Origin of the sequence: Chryseobacterium camelliae (assembly GCF_030818575.1) — a bacterium.
Classification (GTDB): Bacteria; Bacteroidota; Bacteroidia; order Flavobacteriales; family Weeksellaceae; genus Chryseobacterium; species Chryseobacterium camelliae_A.
The window spans coordinates 2,594,757-2,609,906 of record NZ_JAUTAL010000001.1 but is presented as its reverse complement, the minus strand read 5'-3'; the positions used below and the strand labels follow the sequence as shown (position 1 = coordinate 2,609,906).

General features: G+C 41.3%; 15 protein-coding genes. 5 read left to right on the top strand and 10 right to left on the bottom strand.

The genetic code is table 11. The features are described from left to right. Positions 1-35 precede the first annotated feature (35 nt). From QE404_RS11840 to QE404_RS11810, 7 genes are all read right to left on the bottom strand, one after another. On the bottom strand, positions 36-1,037 hold the full coding sequence (locus QE404_RS11840; RefSeq protein ID WP_307450693.1) for a GTP pyrophosphokinase: 1,002 nt from the start codon (positions 1,035-1,037) through the stop codon (positions 36-38). Positions 1,038-1,196: 159 nt separating this feature from the next. Further along, entirely contained in the window at positions 1,197-2,426 is a 1,230-nt protein-coding gene (locus QE404_RS11835; RefSeq protein ID WP_307453395.1) for a prolyl oligopeptidase family serine peptidase, read from the bottom strand. Between the two features lie 55 nt (positions 2,427-2,481). Further along, entirely contained in the window at positions 2,482-3,348 is an 867-nt protein-coding gene (locus QE404_RS11830) for a hypothetical protein (protein WP_307450691.1), read from the bottom strand. Between the two features lie 170 nt (positions 3,349-3,518). Beyond that, positions 3,519-4,100 carry an LOG family protein gene (locus QE404_RS11825; protein ID WP_307450690.1) on the bottom strand — a complete coding sequence of 194 codons (582 nt, stop codon included), beginning with the start codon at positions 4,098-4,100 and terminating at the stop codon, positions 3,519-3,521. A gap of 139 nt (positions 4,101-4,239) precedes the next feature. Then, complete coding sequence (locus QE404_RS11820) at positions 4,240-5,685, bottom strand: aminoacyl-histidine dipeptidase (protein WP_307450688.1); 1,446 nt, start codon at positions 5,683-5,685, stop codon at positions 4,240-4,242. Positions 5,686-5,846: 161 nt separating this feature from the next. After that, entirely contained in the window at positions 5,847-6,344 is a 498-nt protein-coding gene (locus QE404_RS11815; RefSeq protein WP_307450686.1) for a hypothetical protein, read from the bottom strand. A 19-nt stretch (positions 6,345-6,363) separates the two neighbouring features. Beyond that, complete coding sequence (locus QE404_RS11810) at positions 6,364-6,969, bottom strand: hypothetical protein (RefSeq protein WP_307450685.1); 606 nt, start codon at positions 6,967-6,969, stop codon at positions 6,364-6,366. 293 nt (positions 6,970-7,262) lie between these two features. Between QE404_RS11810 and recR the strand changes: the two genes are divergently transcribed. Both recR and QE404_RS11800 read left to right on the top strand, forming a co-directional pair. Beyond that, on the top strand, positions 7,263-7,874 hold the full coding sequence (gene recR / locus QE404_RS11805; RefSeq protein WP_307450683.1) for a recombination mediator RecR: 612 nt from the start codon (positions 7,263-7,265) through the stop codon (positions 7,872-7,874). Between the two features lie 5 nt (positions 7,875-7,879). After that, positions 7,880-8,713 carry a glycosyltransferase family 2 protein gene (locus tag QE404_RS11800; protein WP_307450681.1) on the top strand — a complete coding sequence of 278 codons (834 nt, stop codon included), beginning with the start codon at positions 7,880-7,882 and terminating at the stop codon, positions 8,711-8,713. Between the two features lie 53 nt (positions 8,714-8,766). Here the strand turns inward: QE404_RS11800 and secG are convergent, their stop codons facing one another. The 3 genes from secG to QE404_RS11785 all read right to left on the bottom strand — a co-directional run bounded on the left by secG (position 8,767) and on the right by QE404_RS11785 (position 12,633). Beyond that, positions 8,767-9,114, bottom strand: a complete 348-nt coding sequence (gene secG, locus QE404_RS11795) for a preprotein translocase subunit SecG (RefSeq protein WP_307450679.1) — start codon at positions 9,112-9,114, stop codon at positions 8,767-8,769. Between the two features lie 120 nt (positions 9,115-9,234). Next, positions 9,235-11,268: a M16 family metallopeptidase gene (locus QE404_RS11790; RefSeq protein WP_307450677.1), complete on the bottom strand. Its 2,034-nt coding sequence runs from the start codon at positions 11,266-11,268 to the stop codon at positions 9,235-9,237. 51 nt (positions 11,269-11,319) lie between these two features. Continuing rightward, a complete protein-coding gene (locus QE404_RS11785; protein ID WP_307450674.1) occupies positions 11,320-12,633 on the bottom strand; it encodes a M16 family metallopeptidase in 1,314 nt (437 codons plus the stop codon). A gap of 164 nt (positions 12,634-12,797) precedes the next feature. Between QE404_RS11785 and QE404_RS11780 the strand changes: the two genes are divergently transcribed. From QE404_RS11780 to QE404_RS11770, 3 genes are read left to right on the top strand one after another with little or no spacing between them, the layout of a single operon-like run. Then, a complete protein-coding gene (locus QE404_RS11780; protein ID WP_307453907.1) occupies positions 12,798-13,955 on the top strand; it encodes a PAS domain-containing protein in 1,158 nt (385 codons plus the stop codon). Beyond that, a complete protein-coding gene (locus QE404_RS11775) occupies positions 13,906-14,667 on the top strand; it encodes a sensor histidine kinase (RefSeq protein WP_307453906.1) in 762 nt (253 codons plus the stop codon). Before QE404_RS11780 ends, QE404_RS11775 begins: the two co-directional genes overlap by 50 nt. After that, positions 14,660-15,031 (top strand): response regulator transcription factor, encoded by a 372-nt coding sequence (locus QE404_RS11770; RefSeq protein WP_307450670.1) that lies wholly within the window; start codon positions 14,660-14,662, stop codon positions 15,029-15,031. Before QE404_RS11775 ends, QE404_RS11770 begins: the two co-directional genes overlap by 8 nt. The last annotated feature ends 119 nt before the right edge of the window (positions 15,032-15,150 follow it).

Sequence of the window (15,150 nt, the reverse complement as noted above, 5' to 3'; positions counted from 1 at the left end):
TCACTCCCGGGAAATATTTCCGGGAGTTTTTGTTATTATATCAGATTATCATTGCTTTGAAGGTAATGGATCAGCCAGAGTATGGGAGCTCCCTGTGGGATGGCAAATTTAATGCTTCGGTCCGTAAGGTTTTGATTGACAGATCTTAAATAACTGATTTCACTGATGATGATTTCGTCCTTGTGGCGCAAAAGCTGTTCCTCAAGCTGGATAAGGTTCAGGATGCCAAGATCCTTCAGCTGTGCCGGAAAATGATTGGCAGAGATATAGGCTGAATCAAACTTAGAGTTGCCGGGCGTTTTCAGTGCTTTTCTTACGGCGCTTTCAATCTCCCGGAGCAGCGGGTTCTTTTTTACAAACGCAATAATAGTTGATTCATTAATGTTAATCAGCTCCCGCTTATTCTTAAGGTTCTTATTCACCGAATTCTCAAACTCATGGATCTCTTTTTTCAGTTTGGTAAATTCAATATCCGCCTGTTCCAGCAAAGCGGCAACCCGATAGAATGTACGTTGGGCCTTTTGAGGAATATCAACAAAAGATTTATAGCCCAGATCATGTTCAATCTCTGCCCACGAATGCTGAAGAATGCTCCTGATCTGAATCTCGAACCGGATATTTTTATAGTCTGCATATTCTTTCGTCTGTGCTTTACGTTCACTGATTTGCAGAATAAAGTGGATGCTTCTGTATCCGAACTTATCAATCTCTATGTTCCCTTTATCAACGGAATTGCTCCAGTCAACAGTGAATTCCCGGTTAAGAATTTCCTCAATTTTTGAAATGTCATCTTCAAAATACGTGATGATTCTCAGCCCCAGAATATCGGTGATATCATCCAGATTCCTGTATTTATCTTTCTTGATGATTTTCTGGGCCAGGCTTGCCCTGGTCTTAACCCTGCTGGTGATTTGATGGATAGGGATATTTTTGCATAATCTCCTTACCGTATGTTCCACTTTAGAACCTAAAGCGGAATATGCGGCATAGCATTCTTTATATTCTGCCAGAATTTTATTCAGATAATCATCTGTCATAATACTAAACTTATCATTTAAATGTACAAACTTTTGAGGAATCAGATTTCTCCAAAATGTACAATTTTCTGTTAAAAAATAAAAACCCTTTCAGAATTAAGGCCTGAAAGGGCAGGTATATTTCATTAAAAATTCATGCATTCATAAATGGGCACTTTATCAATTTGCAGGCTGAAAATCAGGATGTCCTGCCTGCCATAAAGCAAAAGCATATATATCTGCATACTCTTTGAAAACGACATTCAGGTCATTGGTGAAGTGGCCGTTATCATAATTGGCATATAGTAAAACCGGTTTTCCGGAAGAGGAGCTGTTTTGCAATACCGCAGCAAACTTTCCGGGCATCCACGGGACCACTCTGGAATCGTTCATTCCTACCCGTATGATTACGGCAGGATAGGATACTCCTTTCTTCACTTTACTTTGTGCGTCCATTTCAATAAGGTTTTTAGCATCTTCCTCATTTTTTATGGATCCGATTTCGGGGATTTGGTTAGGTCCGTTGGCAGTCGTTTCAGATCGTAAAGTATTGGTCATGCCTACCTCAGCAATGGCAACGGCAAAGAGGTCGGGCCTTTCAGTGATCGCCCTTCCGATCAGTACACCACCCATACTTACTCCGTTACCGATTAATCTGGAAGGCGATGTATATTTCTGCTGTACGAGATATTCCGAGCAGGCAATAAAATCTTTCCAGGTGTTGGGCTTCGTTGCCTTCATTCCTGCCTTATGCCATTCCTCACCTTTTTCTCCGCCGCCTCTTACATGGGCTACCGCAATCACAACACCTTGTTCCAGCAGTGCAGATAATCTGGCGGAAAAACGAGGTTCATAAGAAAACCCGTACCCTCCGTATCCTGTGATATAAGCAGGGCTGCTGCCGTCCATAGGCATATTTTTCGGATAAATAACAGAGAGCGGAACCAGAGTGCCGTCATGGCTTTTTACTTCAACCTCTTGTACAGCATATCTGGCACTGTAGTCAGGATACTTTGTTTCTGAGTTGAGGAACCTGCTTTTTACCGGGACACCCTGATCGGGGTTATATTCATAGACAGTAAGGGGAGCCAGCCAATTCACGTTGTTACAGTAGATATTGTCGTTCTCCTTGGGATTAAGGGATAGTGAAGAGTTCACCCCGGTCGGAAAATCAATTTTTTTCCCTGCCAGTGTCTTCAGGCTGACCTGGTATTTATCTCTGGTAATCCCATTGCCGAGTGAATAATAAAGGTAATTTTTGGAGTTGTGGATGCTGATGATTACTCCGTCCTTACTCTCAGGAACAATTACTTTTGCATTATTCAAATCAGGTTTGGAAAGGCTGGTGAGCGTAATTTTATAATTGGGCGCATCTTTATGGGTGAGCAGGAAAAGCTGGTCGCCGGAAATAAAAATATCCGTAATGTCATCTGATGGTTTGACTATTTGCCTCCAGCTGATTTTTTTATTTTTTCAATTCTGAATACGGTGCAACAAAAATCGGCATTTCAGATTTTACAGAACTTAGCGTAAGCACAAGATATTGATTGTCATCTGTAATATACACTCTTGTAAACTGTTCTGTTAAGGCGTTCAGTTCCGGATATTCATCCCTGGAGGCCAGTAATTTATCGTTTTTTACATCCGTTCCTAAGACATGCAGCATGGATTTCATGTTTTTTAAAAGCATATTGCTGTTCGGGTCTGCCGTGCTCATCCGGGTATATATAATGGCCTTGTCATCGGGCGTAAACTCAAAAGGAAATTCACTCCAGATGGGACCGATTTCATCATTCATTAACTTTAGTGAACTAAGGTCCAGGATCCTGAGCATACAAATTTCACCTCCTGATTTAGACAGTAGGATGGCAGCTCTTTTTGCTTTGGAATCAAGATTAAAATTTACAATCTGGGTATTTTTACCGAGTATTTCAGGATCAAAAATCAGTTTTTCCTCTCCTGTAGAAAGATTTCTTGAATACAGTTTAGACAGGTTTTCGCTTTTTTTCGTTTTTGTATAGAAATAGAAATTTTGTCTTTGCAGGACAACATGAAAGGAATCCCCGTTCATCTGCTGCATTTCTTTCATGCGTTTGTACAGATCTTCCCGGTGCGGGATTTTGTCAATAATGCTGTGGCTGAACTCCGACCGCGCTCTGAACCATTGGTCGGTTTCAGGATTAGTGAGGTCTTCCAGCCATCTGTAATTATCGGTCACCTGGATGCCGAAATAATCATCAACTACTGGTTTTTCAAGTGTTTTAGGATAGTTGTATTGTGCTGTAATGATTTGACTCAGGAATAAAACTGCGGACAGGAAGATATTTTTCATGGATATATATTTCTCTTTTAGGTGTGTTTTGCAAATATACTAAACTTATCCTTTACAACTATTTCAAGGATTTTTAGACGAAATTATTCTCCAAATCAGTGTGGTATGGCAGAAAATAGAAACCCTTTCAGAGCTTCAGTCTGAAAGGATGATACATTGGATAGAATTTGCTACATTTCATCTTTTGAAATCCATTTTCCAACCGTCGGAGCCTGATAATTCTGCATCATTTCCAACAGCCCGTCTATCGAATCGCTGATCAGCAGCATGTCATGATTAATCTGCTTTAAAAAGCCTTTAGCCACCATAGTTTCAACCATCCTGATGAGATCATCGTAAAACCCATCAATGTTCAGAATTCCTATAGGTTTTTTGTGAAGGCCGAGCTGTGCCCAGGTAATCATTTCAAAAAATTCCTCCAGAGTTCCGTAACCACCGGGAAGAACGATCACGCCATCGCAGAGTTCATTCATCCTGGTCTTTCTTTCGTGCATGCTTTCCACCAGAATGAGGTCTGTCAACCGCTTGTGGGCAATTTCTTTGGTCTGTAAAAAATGAGGTAAAACGCCAATGACTTTTCCGCCGGCATTCAGTGCACCGTCTGCCACAGCACCCATCAACCCTACATTGGCGCCGCCGTATACCAATTGTATCTGGTGTTGGGCCAATGTCTGCCCAAGCATAGCAGCCTTCGCTCTATAAATATCCTCTGAACCGAAACTCGATCCGCAAAATACTGTGATGCTTTTCATAATTTTTTACATTTTTAAAATTGTATGATTCTTTATGCAATCTTTCATTATTAGTTATATCGACTTGCATACGTAATCAATAAAGGAAAATATCCAAAATCAATCGATTTTGGATATTCAATATAGCAATTGCAACATGTTACTTTTGAGGAATATTCGCCAGAATCTCTTTGGTGAATGCCCAGAATTTCTGGGTAGAAGGGATATTGGCCCTTTCATCCGGGGAGTGGGCACCGCGGATCGTAGGCCCGAAGCTCACCATTTCCATGTCCGGATAATTCGCTCCTATGATTCCACATTCCAGGCCTGCATGGCAGGCTACCACATGGGGCTTCTCAGTAAATTTTTCCGTATAAATTTTTTCCATCAGCTGAACGATCTCAGAGCCCGGCTTTGGCTTCCATCCGGGATAAGAACCGCTGAATTCCGTATTCATGCCTGCCAGGTCTGCTACAGACTTCAGCTGTTCCGCTACAGAATCTTTAGATGATTCAACCGATGACCTGGAAAGGTTTAAAATTTTTAAAGCCCCTTCTTTGAGCTCAACTCTGGCCACATTGTTTGAAGATTCTACGAGGTCCTGTACATCAGGGCTCATTCGGTATACTCCATTATGCAGGGATTTTAAAGTCAGGATGATTTTTCTTGAATCTTCCTCTGAAACCGCTTTATCAGAAGTAGTGGCATTTTCGATATTAATCTGAAGGCCTGGTTCTATACCGGCAAATTCTTCCAGGATTTCTTTTTTAAGGCCTGCTGTTATTTCTTCAATAAATTCACCGGCGTTTCTTACTGATGCCAAAGCTACGGCTTCTCTCGGGATGGCATTTCTAAGCCCGCCTCCGTCTACAGAGATCAGTTGGATGTTCTGTTTTTCCAGGGCTTTATATAAAAGGCGTCCCAGGATAATATTGGCATTTCCAAGTCCCTTGTGGATATCCATTCCGGAATGGCCGCCCTGCAACCCTTTTACTTCAAATCGTATAATTTGTCCTTTTGCAGCTTCGGTTTGATAGTTTTGGGTGATTGTGACATCCATTCCGCCTGCGCAGCCGATGTCAATTTCATCATCTTCTTCAGTATCAAGGTTCAGAAGAATATCACCTGTGAGTTGTCCCGGTTTTAACCCTAATGCTCCGGTCATTCCCGTCTCTTCATCAATAGTGAAAAGAGCTTCCAGGGCAGGATGTGGAATGTCATTGCTTTCAAGGATAGACATGATGGTCGCTACACCAAGCCCGTTATCAGCGCCCAGTGTTGTCCCTTTTGCTTTTACCCAGTCGCCTTCTATTTCCATTCTGATCCCTTCCGTTTCAAAATCGAAGTTAACATCATTGTTTTTCTGGCAGACCATGTCCAGGTGAGACTGTAGGACAACAGATTTTCGGTTTTCCATTCCCGGAGTCGCCGGCTTTCTGATGATGACATTCCCCACCTCATCCACAGTAGTGTCCAATCCCAGGTTTTCACCGAATTCTCTGATGAAGGCAATTACCTTTTCCTCTTTTTTCGATGGTCGCGGAACAGCATTCAGCCTGGAAAAGTTCTTCCAGATGATCTGCGGTTCTATATTCGTTAGTTCCATAACATTTATTTTCTTCAAAATTACGAAATAATAAAAAGGCACAAAAATAGTGGACAAAAGTCCTGCCCGCTATCTTGATTCCGGTAAAGGCTCATAAATACATTGATTGAGTCATGATGCATTCTTGTCCTGCACAACTACCTTTATTATCTGCTGTTGTTTTAGCAACCGCATTCCCCGTAAATAGGAGTGGTTACTACTGTTCCATCCGGCTTTTCAATCCGCATGGTGCCTTCAAACAGCAACGCTTCCTCTCCTTTAATTTTTTTACCTTTTATTGAGATTTTATAGTCATCGCTTTCTATTTCCTTGCTGAGTTCTTCATCCACTTCCATATCGCTGGAAGAGATCAGGTTCATCACGAGCCTGCTGCCGTTGAGTTTTACATAAGCGGTTTTGCCTGCGTCATCCGCATAAATGTACCGTTCAGCCTCAAAATCAGCTTTATTTTTGGCAAAGTAACAGGAGCATTCCTTGATTTCCTTCGGGAAAGGGAAAGTGCCTATTTCGATAGTACCCGCAGAAGGCTTAGATATTGAGGTGCTGTCCTGTACTATATTTAAAGAATCCTGCACAGAACCGGTTGTATGAGCCGGCTGATCTTTTTTACAGGAAGTTAACGCCAGTGCTGCGGCGAAAACCATTGCATATTTCATCATACTATTTATAATGTTTTATTTATCCTCTTGCACGTTCCAGGAGTACCATCATCAGTAAAGAAAGCACAACAAGGCTCTCATCTTCATCATCTATATCGATCAGCCGGTCCAGCTGAAACCTTCTTCCGAAAAAAGAAGGCATCTTCTTCAGCCTGAAATATTCTTTGCCGTCCATACCTTTTACCGTGTAGGAAGGATTCAGAAAATATCCGGTGAAAGCCCCGATCAGAGGTATTTCACCTACCATGCCGTCGAAAAATTTTACCCAGGCATTATCCTCGGTGACGGTAAATTTCTGCTGGTCGTTTTCATCCAGGATATTATAGGTAGATTTCCAGATGGAGCGCATTCCTTTTCTGGCCAATCTCCCGAAGTTTTTGTTGTTCACCAGGTCTTTTAATGAATACGAAGCATTGAAGTCAATCCACTTGTTGGCCTGGATTCTGAAAAGTTCCTTTGATTTGTTTTCGTCATTAAAGATAATCACATCTTCTTTAAGTTTGAACATTTTCTGCCTTATATAAGCGACATAATTGCCGTTTCTGTCCGTGATATTGAAGTCACTGGCCAGAGTGGTGATCTTGAATGTGAAATCAAGCGGATAATTTAGGTTGTTAAGTACCATTGCGTTTACTATTTTCAGATTAATATTGGTTACCAAAGATAAAGGTTTTTGAATTAAAAAGGAAAGGAGAGGAAGGTAGAATAAGTGATGGGTAATAGGTAATGAGCAATGGGTAACGGGTAATAAGTAATTGGTGCCAATTTATAAGTTTTGATTTATGATGAAGAAGAGCTTATTCTTTAGTGACAGGTTATCGGATGGTGCTGAAAAATCTTTCTGTTAAAGCATTAAAATCATGCTCCCGGCAGTAATGGACATCCATAAAATTCAACTATAATTCTTATTTTTGTAAGATGGATTATCCAAGTAAAGTTTTGGCAAAAGCCGTGGATGAAATTTCCGGATTACCCGGTATCGGCAGAAAGACTGCTTTGCGTCTTGCACTGCATTTACTGAAGCAGCCGAACTCCAGGGCAATGGGTCTTGGGAACTCTCTGATCAGCCTTGTGAATGATATCAAATACTGCAAGGAATGCCATAACTTTTCCGATTTCGAAATCTGTGACATCTGCAGCAACAGCAAAAGAAGCGATGAGCTGATCTGTATCGTAGAAGACGTACGCGATGTGATAGCCATTGAAAATACAGGCAAGTATAAAGGCAAATATTTGATTCTTGGCGGTAAGATTTCTCCGATGGAAGGAGTTGGGCCCAACCAGCTGAATATCTCCAGCATTGAGAAAAAACTGAACGATGGAAAAGTAAGGGAATTTATCTTTGCCCTTAGTGCCACTATGGAAGGAGATACCACAGCCTATTACATCTATAAGAAATTCAAAAATTCCGGGGTTACATTTTCCAGTATTGCCAGGGGAATCGCAGTAGGGGATGAGCTTGAATATGCCGATGAGATTTCTTTAGGAAGGTCCATAGTCAATAGGTTGCCTTACAACGAAAAGGACTAACGGAGATGAAGCTCAGCATAGTTATTGTCAATTACAACGTTACCCGACTCCTGAAAAACTGTCTTCAGTCTATTCAGAAATACCTTATCGATACTCCCTATGAAGTAATTGTTGTGGATAATGCATCAACAGATTCTTCATGGAGGCAGCTGATGGATGAATTTACGCGCTTCCGGTTTATAGCTTCAGAAAGCAATGAAGGTTTTGCCCGAGCTAACAATAAGGCCATCAGGAAAGCAGACGGAGAATACCTGCTGATCCTGAATCCTGATACGGAACTTGAAGGATTTTATATGCAGGATATCCTTGACTTTGCGGACTCAAAAGCGGATTTCGGATGTCTTGGTGTGCGTATGCACGACGCAGCCGGGAATTTTCTCCCGGAAAGCAAGCGTTCGGTACCCGACATGATTAATTCTTTTGAGAAATTGTTTGTAGGCTTTAGGAAGAATGAAACCAAATCGTATTACCGCAACGACATCGGTGAATATGAAAATGCCGAAGTGGAAGTGATAACCGGTGCATTTATGCTCATCAGGAAAGAAGTATATGAACAAGTGGGAGGTCTGGATGAAGCTTATTTTATGTACGGAGAGGACATTGATTTGTGCTATACGCTGCTACAGAAAGGATACAGGAATTACTATTACGGTCAGGCATCCATTCTTCATCATAAAGGAGAAAGCACGGTAAAAGATGAAGTATATCTCAACAGGTTTTACGGTGCCATGCAGATTTTCATCCATAAATACTATAAGACTTCAAAGCCCATGCAGTACTCATTCCTAAAAGCCGGGCTCCGGCTGCGGCATACCATTGAAAAAATAAAGTTAAAATAAGAAAGCAGCCCAATTCAATTGAGCTGCTTTTATGTATAGGAAATAATTTCTTATTATTTGGTAGGTGCCGCAGGAGTTTTCGCCGGCATATTCTGTGAAGCAGGGGCCGTTTGTGCAGGGGCTTCTTTTTTCACCGGCTGGCTTGTATTGGGCAGTGCCTGTGTCGGCTTACCTGTAATCACCACGCTGATCAGGATGAGAACGATGATCACCGCACCCAGCGTCCAGGTAGCTTTTTCCATAAAGTCATTGGTTCTTTGTACTCCGAACTGTGCGGAAGATGCACCTCCGAAAGTACTGGAAAGGCCTCCTCCTTTAGGATTCTGAGCCATAATGATGATAACCAGCAAAATACTAGCAATCATGATAAGAACCATTAATAGTGTAAATATAGTATCCATTAATTCTGATATCTTTTTGAATGGGCAAATTTAATCTTTTTTTACCGAATCACAAAATAAGATTTGTAAAAATAGAAAGCGGCGCCCCAGGGCGCCGCTTTGCCTGTATGATTGAGCTTCTTATTTGAAATCAGCATCTTTAGCCTGGTTCACCTGGTATGACTTTACTGTCATATTGATGTCCATTCCGCCCATATTCTGTACCATGGTGTAAGGAAGCTTTACTCCTGCTACTTCCTTATAATCAGAATAGCTGGTTGGCATAGAACCGCCTTCCCCGGATTCTATTTCTCCGGTTTTCAGACCTGTTTTTACGCTGTAATAATAAGTTCCTTTACCTCCTTTGATTACGTAAGAGTCTTCGTTATTGTATTTTTCAATACCGGTCAGCTTATATTCAGGAGATTTTGCAAACATCAGTTCAGGGAAAAGCTCCTGATCCTTGATCATTTCAGCTTTCTGCTTGTCGTTTAAAGGGGCTTTATTACCTTGTGCCTCCATGTATCCCTCCTTTCCGTCGAAAACCATTTTTTGTACAGTATTCCCCATCATGCTGACGTTCATTGCCTTTTTTCCGCCTTTAGCCTCGGTCATTTTTATGCTCATGTCCATTCCCTGTACTTTGGCGTTAGCATCCATCGTAATGGAGTTGATTTTCTGAACAGCAGCTATCCCTCCGATAGCATTGATGTATTTATCCGCTACAGACGCAGTCGTTACTCCGGCATCCACTTTTTGGGCAGAAGGTTTCCCTACGGGATTGGCATCCTTGTCAAAATATTTTACAGGATAACCCAGTTTCTCCAGGTTTTCTGAAATATCTGAAGCTTTACCTGCTACGAAAATTCTGCTCTGGTTCGGCAGGATATTGGTTTTTACTGCATTGGTTACATCGGCAGCGGTTACTTTATCAATGGATTTCAGGTAATTGGTGTAGAAATCAGCCGGTAAATCATAGATTTTCTGATTCAGGGCAAACCTTGCAATGGTTTCAGGTCTTTCCAGGGACATGATGAAGTTACCCTTTAGCTTTGCTTTTGCGTTTTCCAACTCATCCGGTTTTACAGTAGAGATCGCGTTCAGCTCATTCATGAATTCTTTCACGGCTTTGTCGGTTACTTCATTTCTTACGCTGGCTTCTGCAGAAAACTCAGGTGAGTATTTGCTGGTGCTCATGCTGGAATAGGCCCCGTAAGTGAATCCGTTCTTTTCACGCAGATTCATGAAAAGCCTTGCTTCGCCGCCGCCGCCTAAAATGTAGTTGGCAATAGTGGCAGGGAAATAATCCGGATTTTTCATTTTCAGAGTAGTAATATTCCCTACAGATACTACAGACTGTACTGCAGAAGGAACATCCACTATATCAATCTCGGTTTTAGGCAGGTTTTCAGCCGGCTCAAGAGGGGTAACAGGCGTATTGGCTTTTTTCCAGCCACTGAATGCCTTCTCCACCATCGGTTTTACCTTGTCATATTTTACATCTCCTACAATCACCAGGTACGCATTGTCCGGAGCATAGTATTTTTTATAAATATTCTGAACATCTGCAAGCTGGATCCTGTTGATGCTTTCCACGGTTTCAAATTCTCCTCTTGCTGTATTTTTTCCATACGTAAGCGCATTGGAAACTCTTGAGGCAATAGAAGAAGCATTTTTTTCATCGGACTTCAGCGCTTCGATAGTCCTATCTTTGGAATTCTGAATTTCTTCAGTAGAAAATTTAGGATTCACGATGGCATCAGCCATTAGTCCCATTACTTCAGGGAAATATTTAGAAAGGGTATTAGCAGAAGCACCTCCGGAAGAGAAATTCAGTCGGGCTCCCAGATAATCAATCTTTTTGTTGAACTCATCCTTGCTGATGTTCATCGTACCGTTTTCCAGCTGCTCAGCCATAATTTCGCTTACACCGGTGATGTTCCCTTCATAGTACGGAGGCCTGTCCATGGTAAGATTTACGCTCACCCTTGGAAGCTTGTTGTTTTCCACTACCATTACGGTAAGTCCGTTTTTAAGCTGGAAGGTTTTTGGCTTGGCAATATTGATGGCAGGAGTTGGTCCCGGCTTCGGCATTGCATTGATATCTATTTTCTGTGCAGAAAGCATTCCTGTGAATAAAAATGCTACCGCTATATAGGTTAATTGCTTTTTCATTTGTAAAAAATTGTTTTAATAATCACTATTGAATAGGTATTCTCCGTGAGATTACTTTTTTTCTGGAAGGTAATTAATGATTATTCTCTGGTTAGGATTAAGATACTTCTTGGCAGCATTCTGAAGATCCTGTCTGGTGATGGATCTGTAGATATCAATTTCCTTATTGATCAGGTTCGTGTCCCCCATCAGCACATGATTGGTGGCCAGTGAAGCCGCAATACCCTGAATACTTGAATTCTGATTGACAAACTGGTTCTCGTACTGGTTCTGAAGTTTCTGATAGTCATCCTGGGAAATAAGCGTAGTCTGCAGCTTTTTGATTTCAGCATCAATATCAGATTGAAGAACCTGTTTTGTAGTCTGTCCCATAGGAATCGCAAAGAACGCAAAAATGCTGTAGTCTTCAAGGCCCTGATTGAACGCGGCTACTTGAAGGGCCTTTTTATCCTGGTCTACCAGTTTTTTATATAAAACAGAAGATTTACCGTTGCTAAGATATGAGGAAAGCATATCTAAAACATAAGCATCCTTTTCTTTATTGGCAGGTGTTCTGTATGCAAAAACATATGCCGGAAGCTGAATATTTGCATCATATGCTGTTACTTCTTTTTCCTGGGTTATCGGAGCATCCTTCGGGAAATTCTTAGGATACAGTGTTCCTTTCGGAATACCACCGTAATATTCTTGGATCCATTTTTTAGTCTCTTCAGGCTTAATGTCTCCGGCCACAACCAATGTAGCGTTGTTAGGAACATAGTATTTTTTATAGAAAGCCTGGAACTCATCCAGCTTTGCCGCATTCAGGTCTTCCATAGAGCCAATCGTTGGCCAGTTGTATGGGTGATTGGTAAAAAGGTTTTTCTGAATGGTTGTAAAAAGATTTCCATACGGTCTGTTATCCATATTTAATCTTTTCTCTTCCTTAACTACTTCTCGCTGCGTATCTACTCCAACTTGGTTAATGACGGCATGACGCATCCTTTCAGCTTCCATCCAAAGACCCAGCTGTTCGTTATTGGATGGGAAAGTCTCATAATAGTAGGTTCTGTCGTTGGTTGTATTGGCATTATTCTGTCCTCCGTTAGAGGAAACAATTTTGAACCATTCTCCTCGTTTGATGTTCGGAGTTCCTTCAAACAGAAGGTGCTCAAAGAAATGGGCAAATCCTGTTCTTCCCTTTAACTCGTCTTTTGCTCCCACGTGGTACATTACTCCTGTAGTCACTACCGGAGCAGAATTGTCCTGATGAAGAATTACATGAAGACCGTTAGGCAGATCATACTCTTCGAATTTGATTTGCTGTGCATTAAGCATCATTCCGAAGAAGGCTGCAGCAGCAACAGAAAGAAGTCGTTTTTTCATAAATTAGAAATTGTTTGTCAATGAGTTTCAAAAATACATTAAATGTTACAAATTTTTGTTAAAATGGAGCAAAGTTTGCATGCTAAGAAAATGATTTCAGAATAAGCATCAATTTTGCTTATCTTGAACATAGTTAATTTTGTGATTTTAAAAAAAATATTCCGATGAAAAGCTTCTTGGGAGAAAATATATCTCAGGATTCTCTGGTCACGTTGTTCAGCCAGGCTCCTGTGGCCATGTCTCTTTTGATAGGTGATGATTTTATCATTCAAAATGCCAATCCGCAGATGCTGGAACTTTGGGGAAGGGATGTTACCGTAATTGGACAGTCAATATTCGATGCTCTTCCGGAAATACAATCTCAGGGATTTGTTGAAATCTTGCATAATGTATATCATAAAGGTGAGGTATTTAAAGGCAATAAATGGCCGGTTTTCTTAGAAAAGTATGGAGAATGTGCAGAACATTTCTTCAATTTTATCTATGCGCCGATTTATAACAATCAGCAACAGATTATCGGAGTAAGCATCGTTGCTACCGAAATAACAGACCAGGTAATTTCTGAACGTAAACTCAAAGAAAGCGAATACCGCTTTGAAGACCTGATTCAGAAATCTGAATATTCCATCGCTATTTACCGTTCAGAAGAACTTTATATAGAACTGGCTAACGAACCGATGCTTAAAACATGGGGTAAGGACGCTTCAGTTATCGGTATGAAACTGGAAGATGCCCTCCCCGAGCTTGAAGGCCAGCCGTTCATTGGCCTTTTAAAGGATATATTCAAAACAGGGAAAACCTATACGGCTACTGAGGACCGTGCAGACCTTGTGGTAGACGGGAAACTGCAGACCTTTTATTATAATTTCTCCTATAAGCCACTGAAAAACTCAGACGGGGAAGTCTATGCCATACATAATGTGGCTGTTGACGTAACGGATCTGGTCCGGGCCCGGACAGAAATCCAGGAAAGTGAAAAAAAATATAAGGATCTTGCCGATTCCATGCCTCAGTTCGTGTGGACCAGTGATAAAGATGGCAGCATCAGCTATATGAATGACAGCTGGTATAAATACACCGGTTTCGATAAGAATGAAAATCTTTCTGAATCCTTAAAAAAAATAGTCAAGCCGGAAAATTATGATAAAGTAAGGGAAATCTGGCAGGAAAGCGTTAAAACAGGAAAACCTTTTGAGGTAGAATACGAATTCTCTGACCCCGGTAATCCCGGAGCATACCGCTGGTTCTTGGGAAGGGCAATTCCCGCTTACGATGAAAATAAAAAATATAAAGCAGTGGATTGGTACTTTCACGGATATTGATGATTTCAAGCAGCTTCAGGCGCAGAAGGACCACTTTCTGGGTATTGCCAGCCATGAACTGAAAACGCCTCTTACCAGCCTTAAATTGTATACCCAGTTCATAGAAATGAATCTTCAGAAACAGGGAGACCTGAGGAATGCCGAAGTGGCTAAGCGTATGGACGTTCAGATCGACCGTCTTACAGAACTGGTGAATGACCTGCTGGATGTTACCAAAATCCAGAACGGTAAAATCCAGCTTAATGAATCTTATTTCGATTTTGACCAGCTGATCGACGAAGTAATAAAAGAACAGCAGATGACTTCACGGCATAAAATTATTGCAAACAGGTCTTTTATAGGCGAAGTATATGCAGACCGTCACCGTATTTCCCAGGTCATGAGCAATCTCATCAGCAATGCCATAAAATATTCTCCTGATGCAGATGAGGTGCTTGTTTCTGCAAAGGAAGAAAATGATCTCATCAGCTTTAGTGTAAAGGATTTCGGGATAGGAATTCCTTCAGACAAGCAGACGAAGGTTTTTGAGCAATATTACCGCGTTAGCGGATCAAAGGAACATACCTTCCCGGGCCTTGGGTTAGGACTGTATATTTCATCTGAGATTATAAAAAGGACAGGCGGCAGGATTTATGTGCATTCAACAGAAGGAAAAGGGTCCGATTTTTGCTTCGAAATCCCCAAGAATAAAAATATAGACGATCATGCCTAGTGCTTCAAAAATAATGGTGGTGGATGACAGTCCCGCAATTGTTGATTCTATTGAAATGATGCTGGATTTTGAAGGTTTTGAAATTGAGAAATTTTATAGGGGTTCAGATATGCTGAATGCTTTGGAAGCATCAGAAAAACCTAATGTCATCTTAATGGATATGTGGCTTTCCGGTGAAGACGGCAGGGATATATGCAGGATTATAAAGGCAGATGAAAAGCTCCGTGATATTCCCGTACTGATTATGTCTGCCAGCAGAGGTTTAGAGCAATCTGCACTGGACGCAGGGGCTAACGAATTCATAGCTAAGCCGTTTGACCTGGGAGAGATGATAGAGCGCATCAGGTCTTATATGAATAATTAAGAATCTGCTTATCAAAATATAACATCATAAGCCGGCTAACACTGCCGGCTTATTTTTTTGCCAATGCCTTCTCCTGTGTTGAGCTGTATGTATTGGGTTACTTGTAAAAAGTGTTGAAA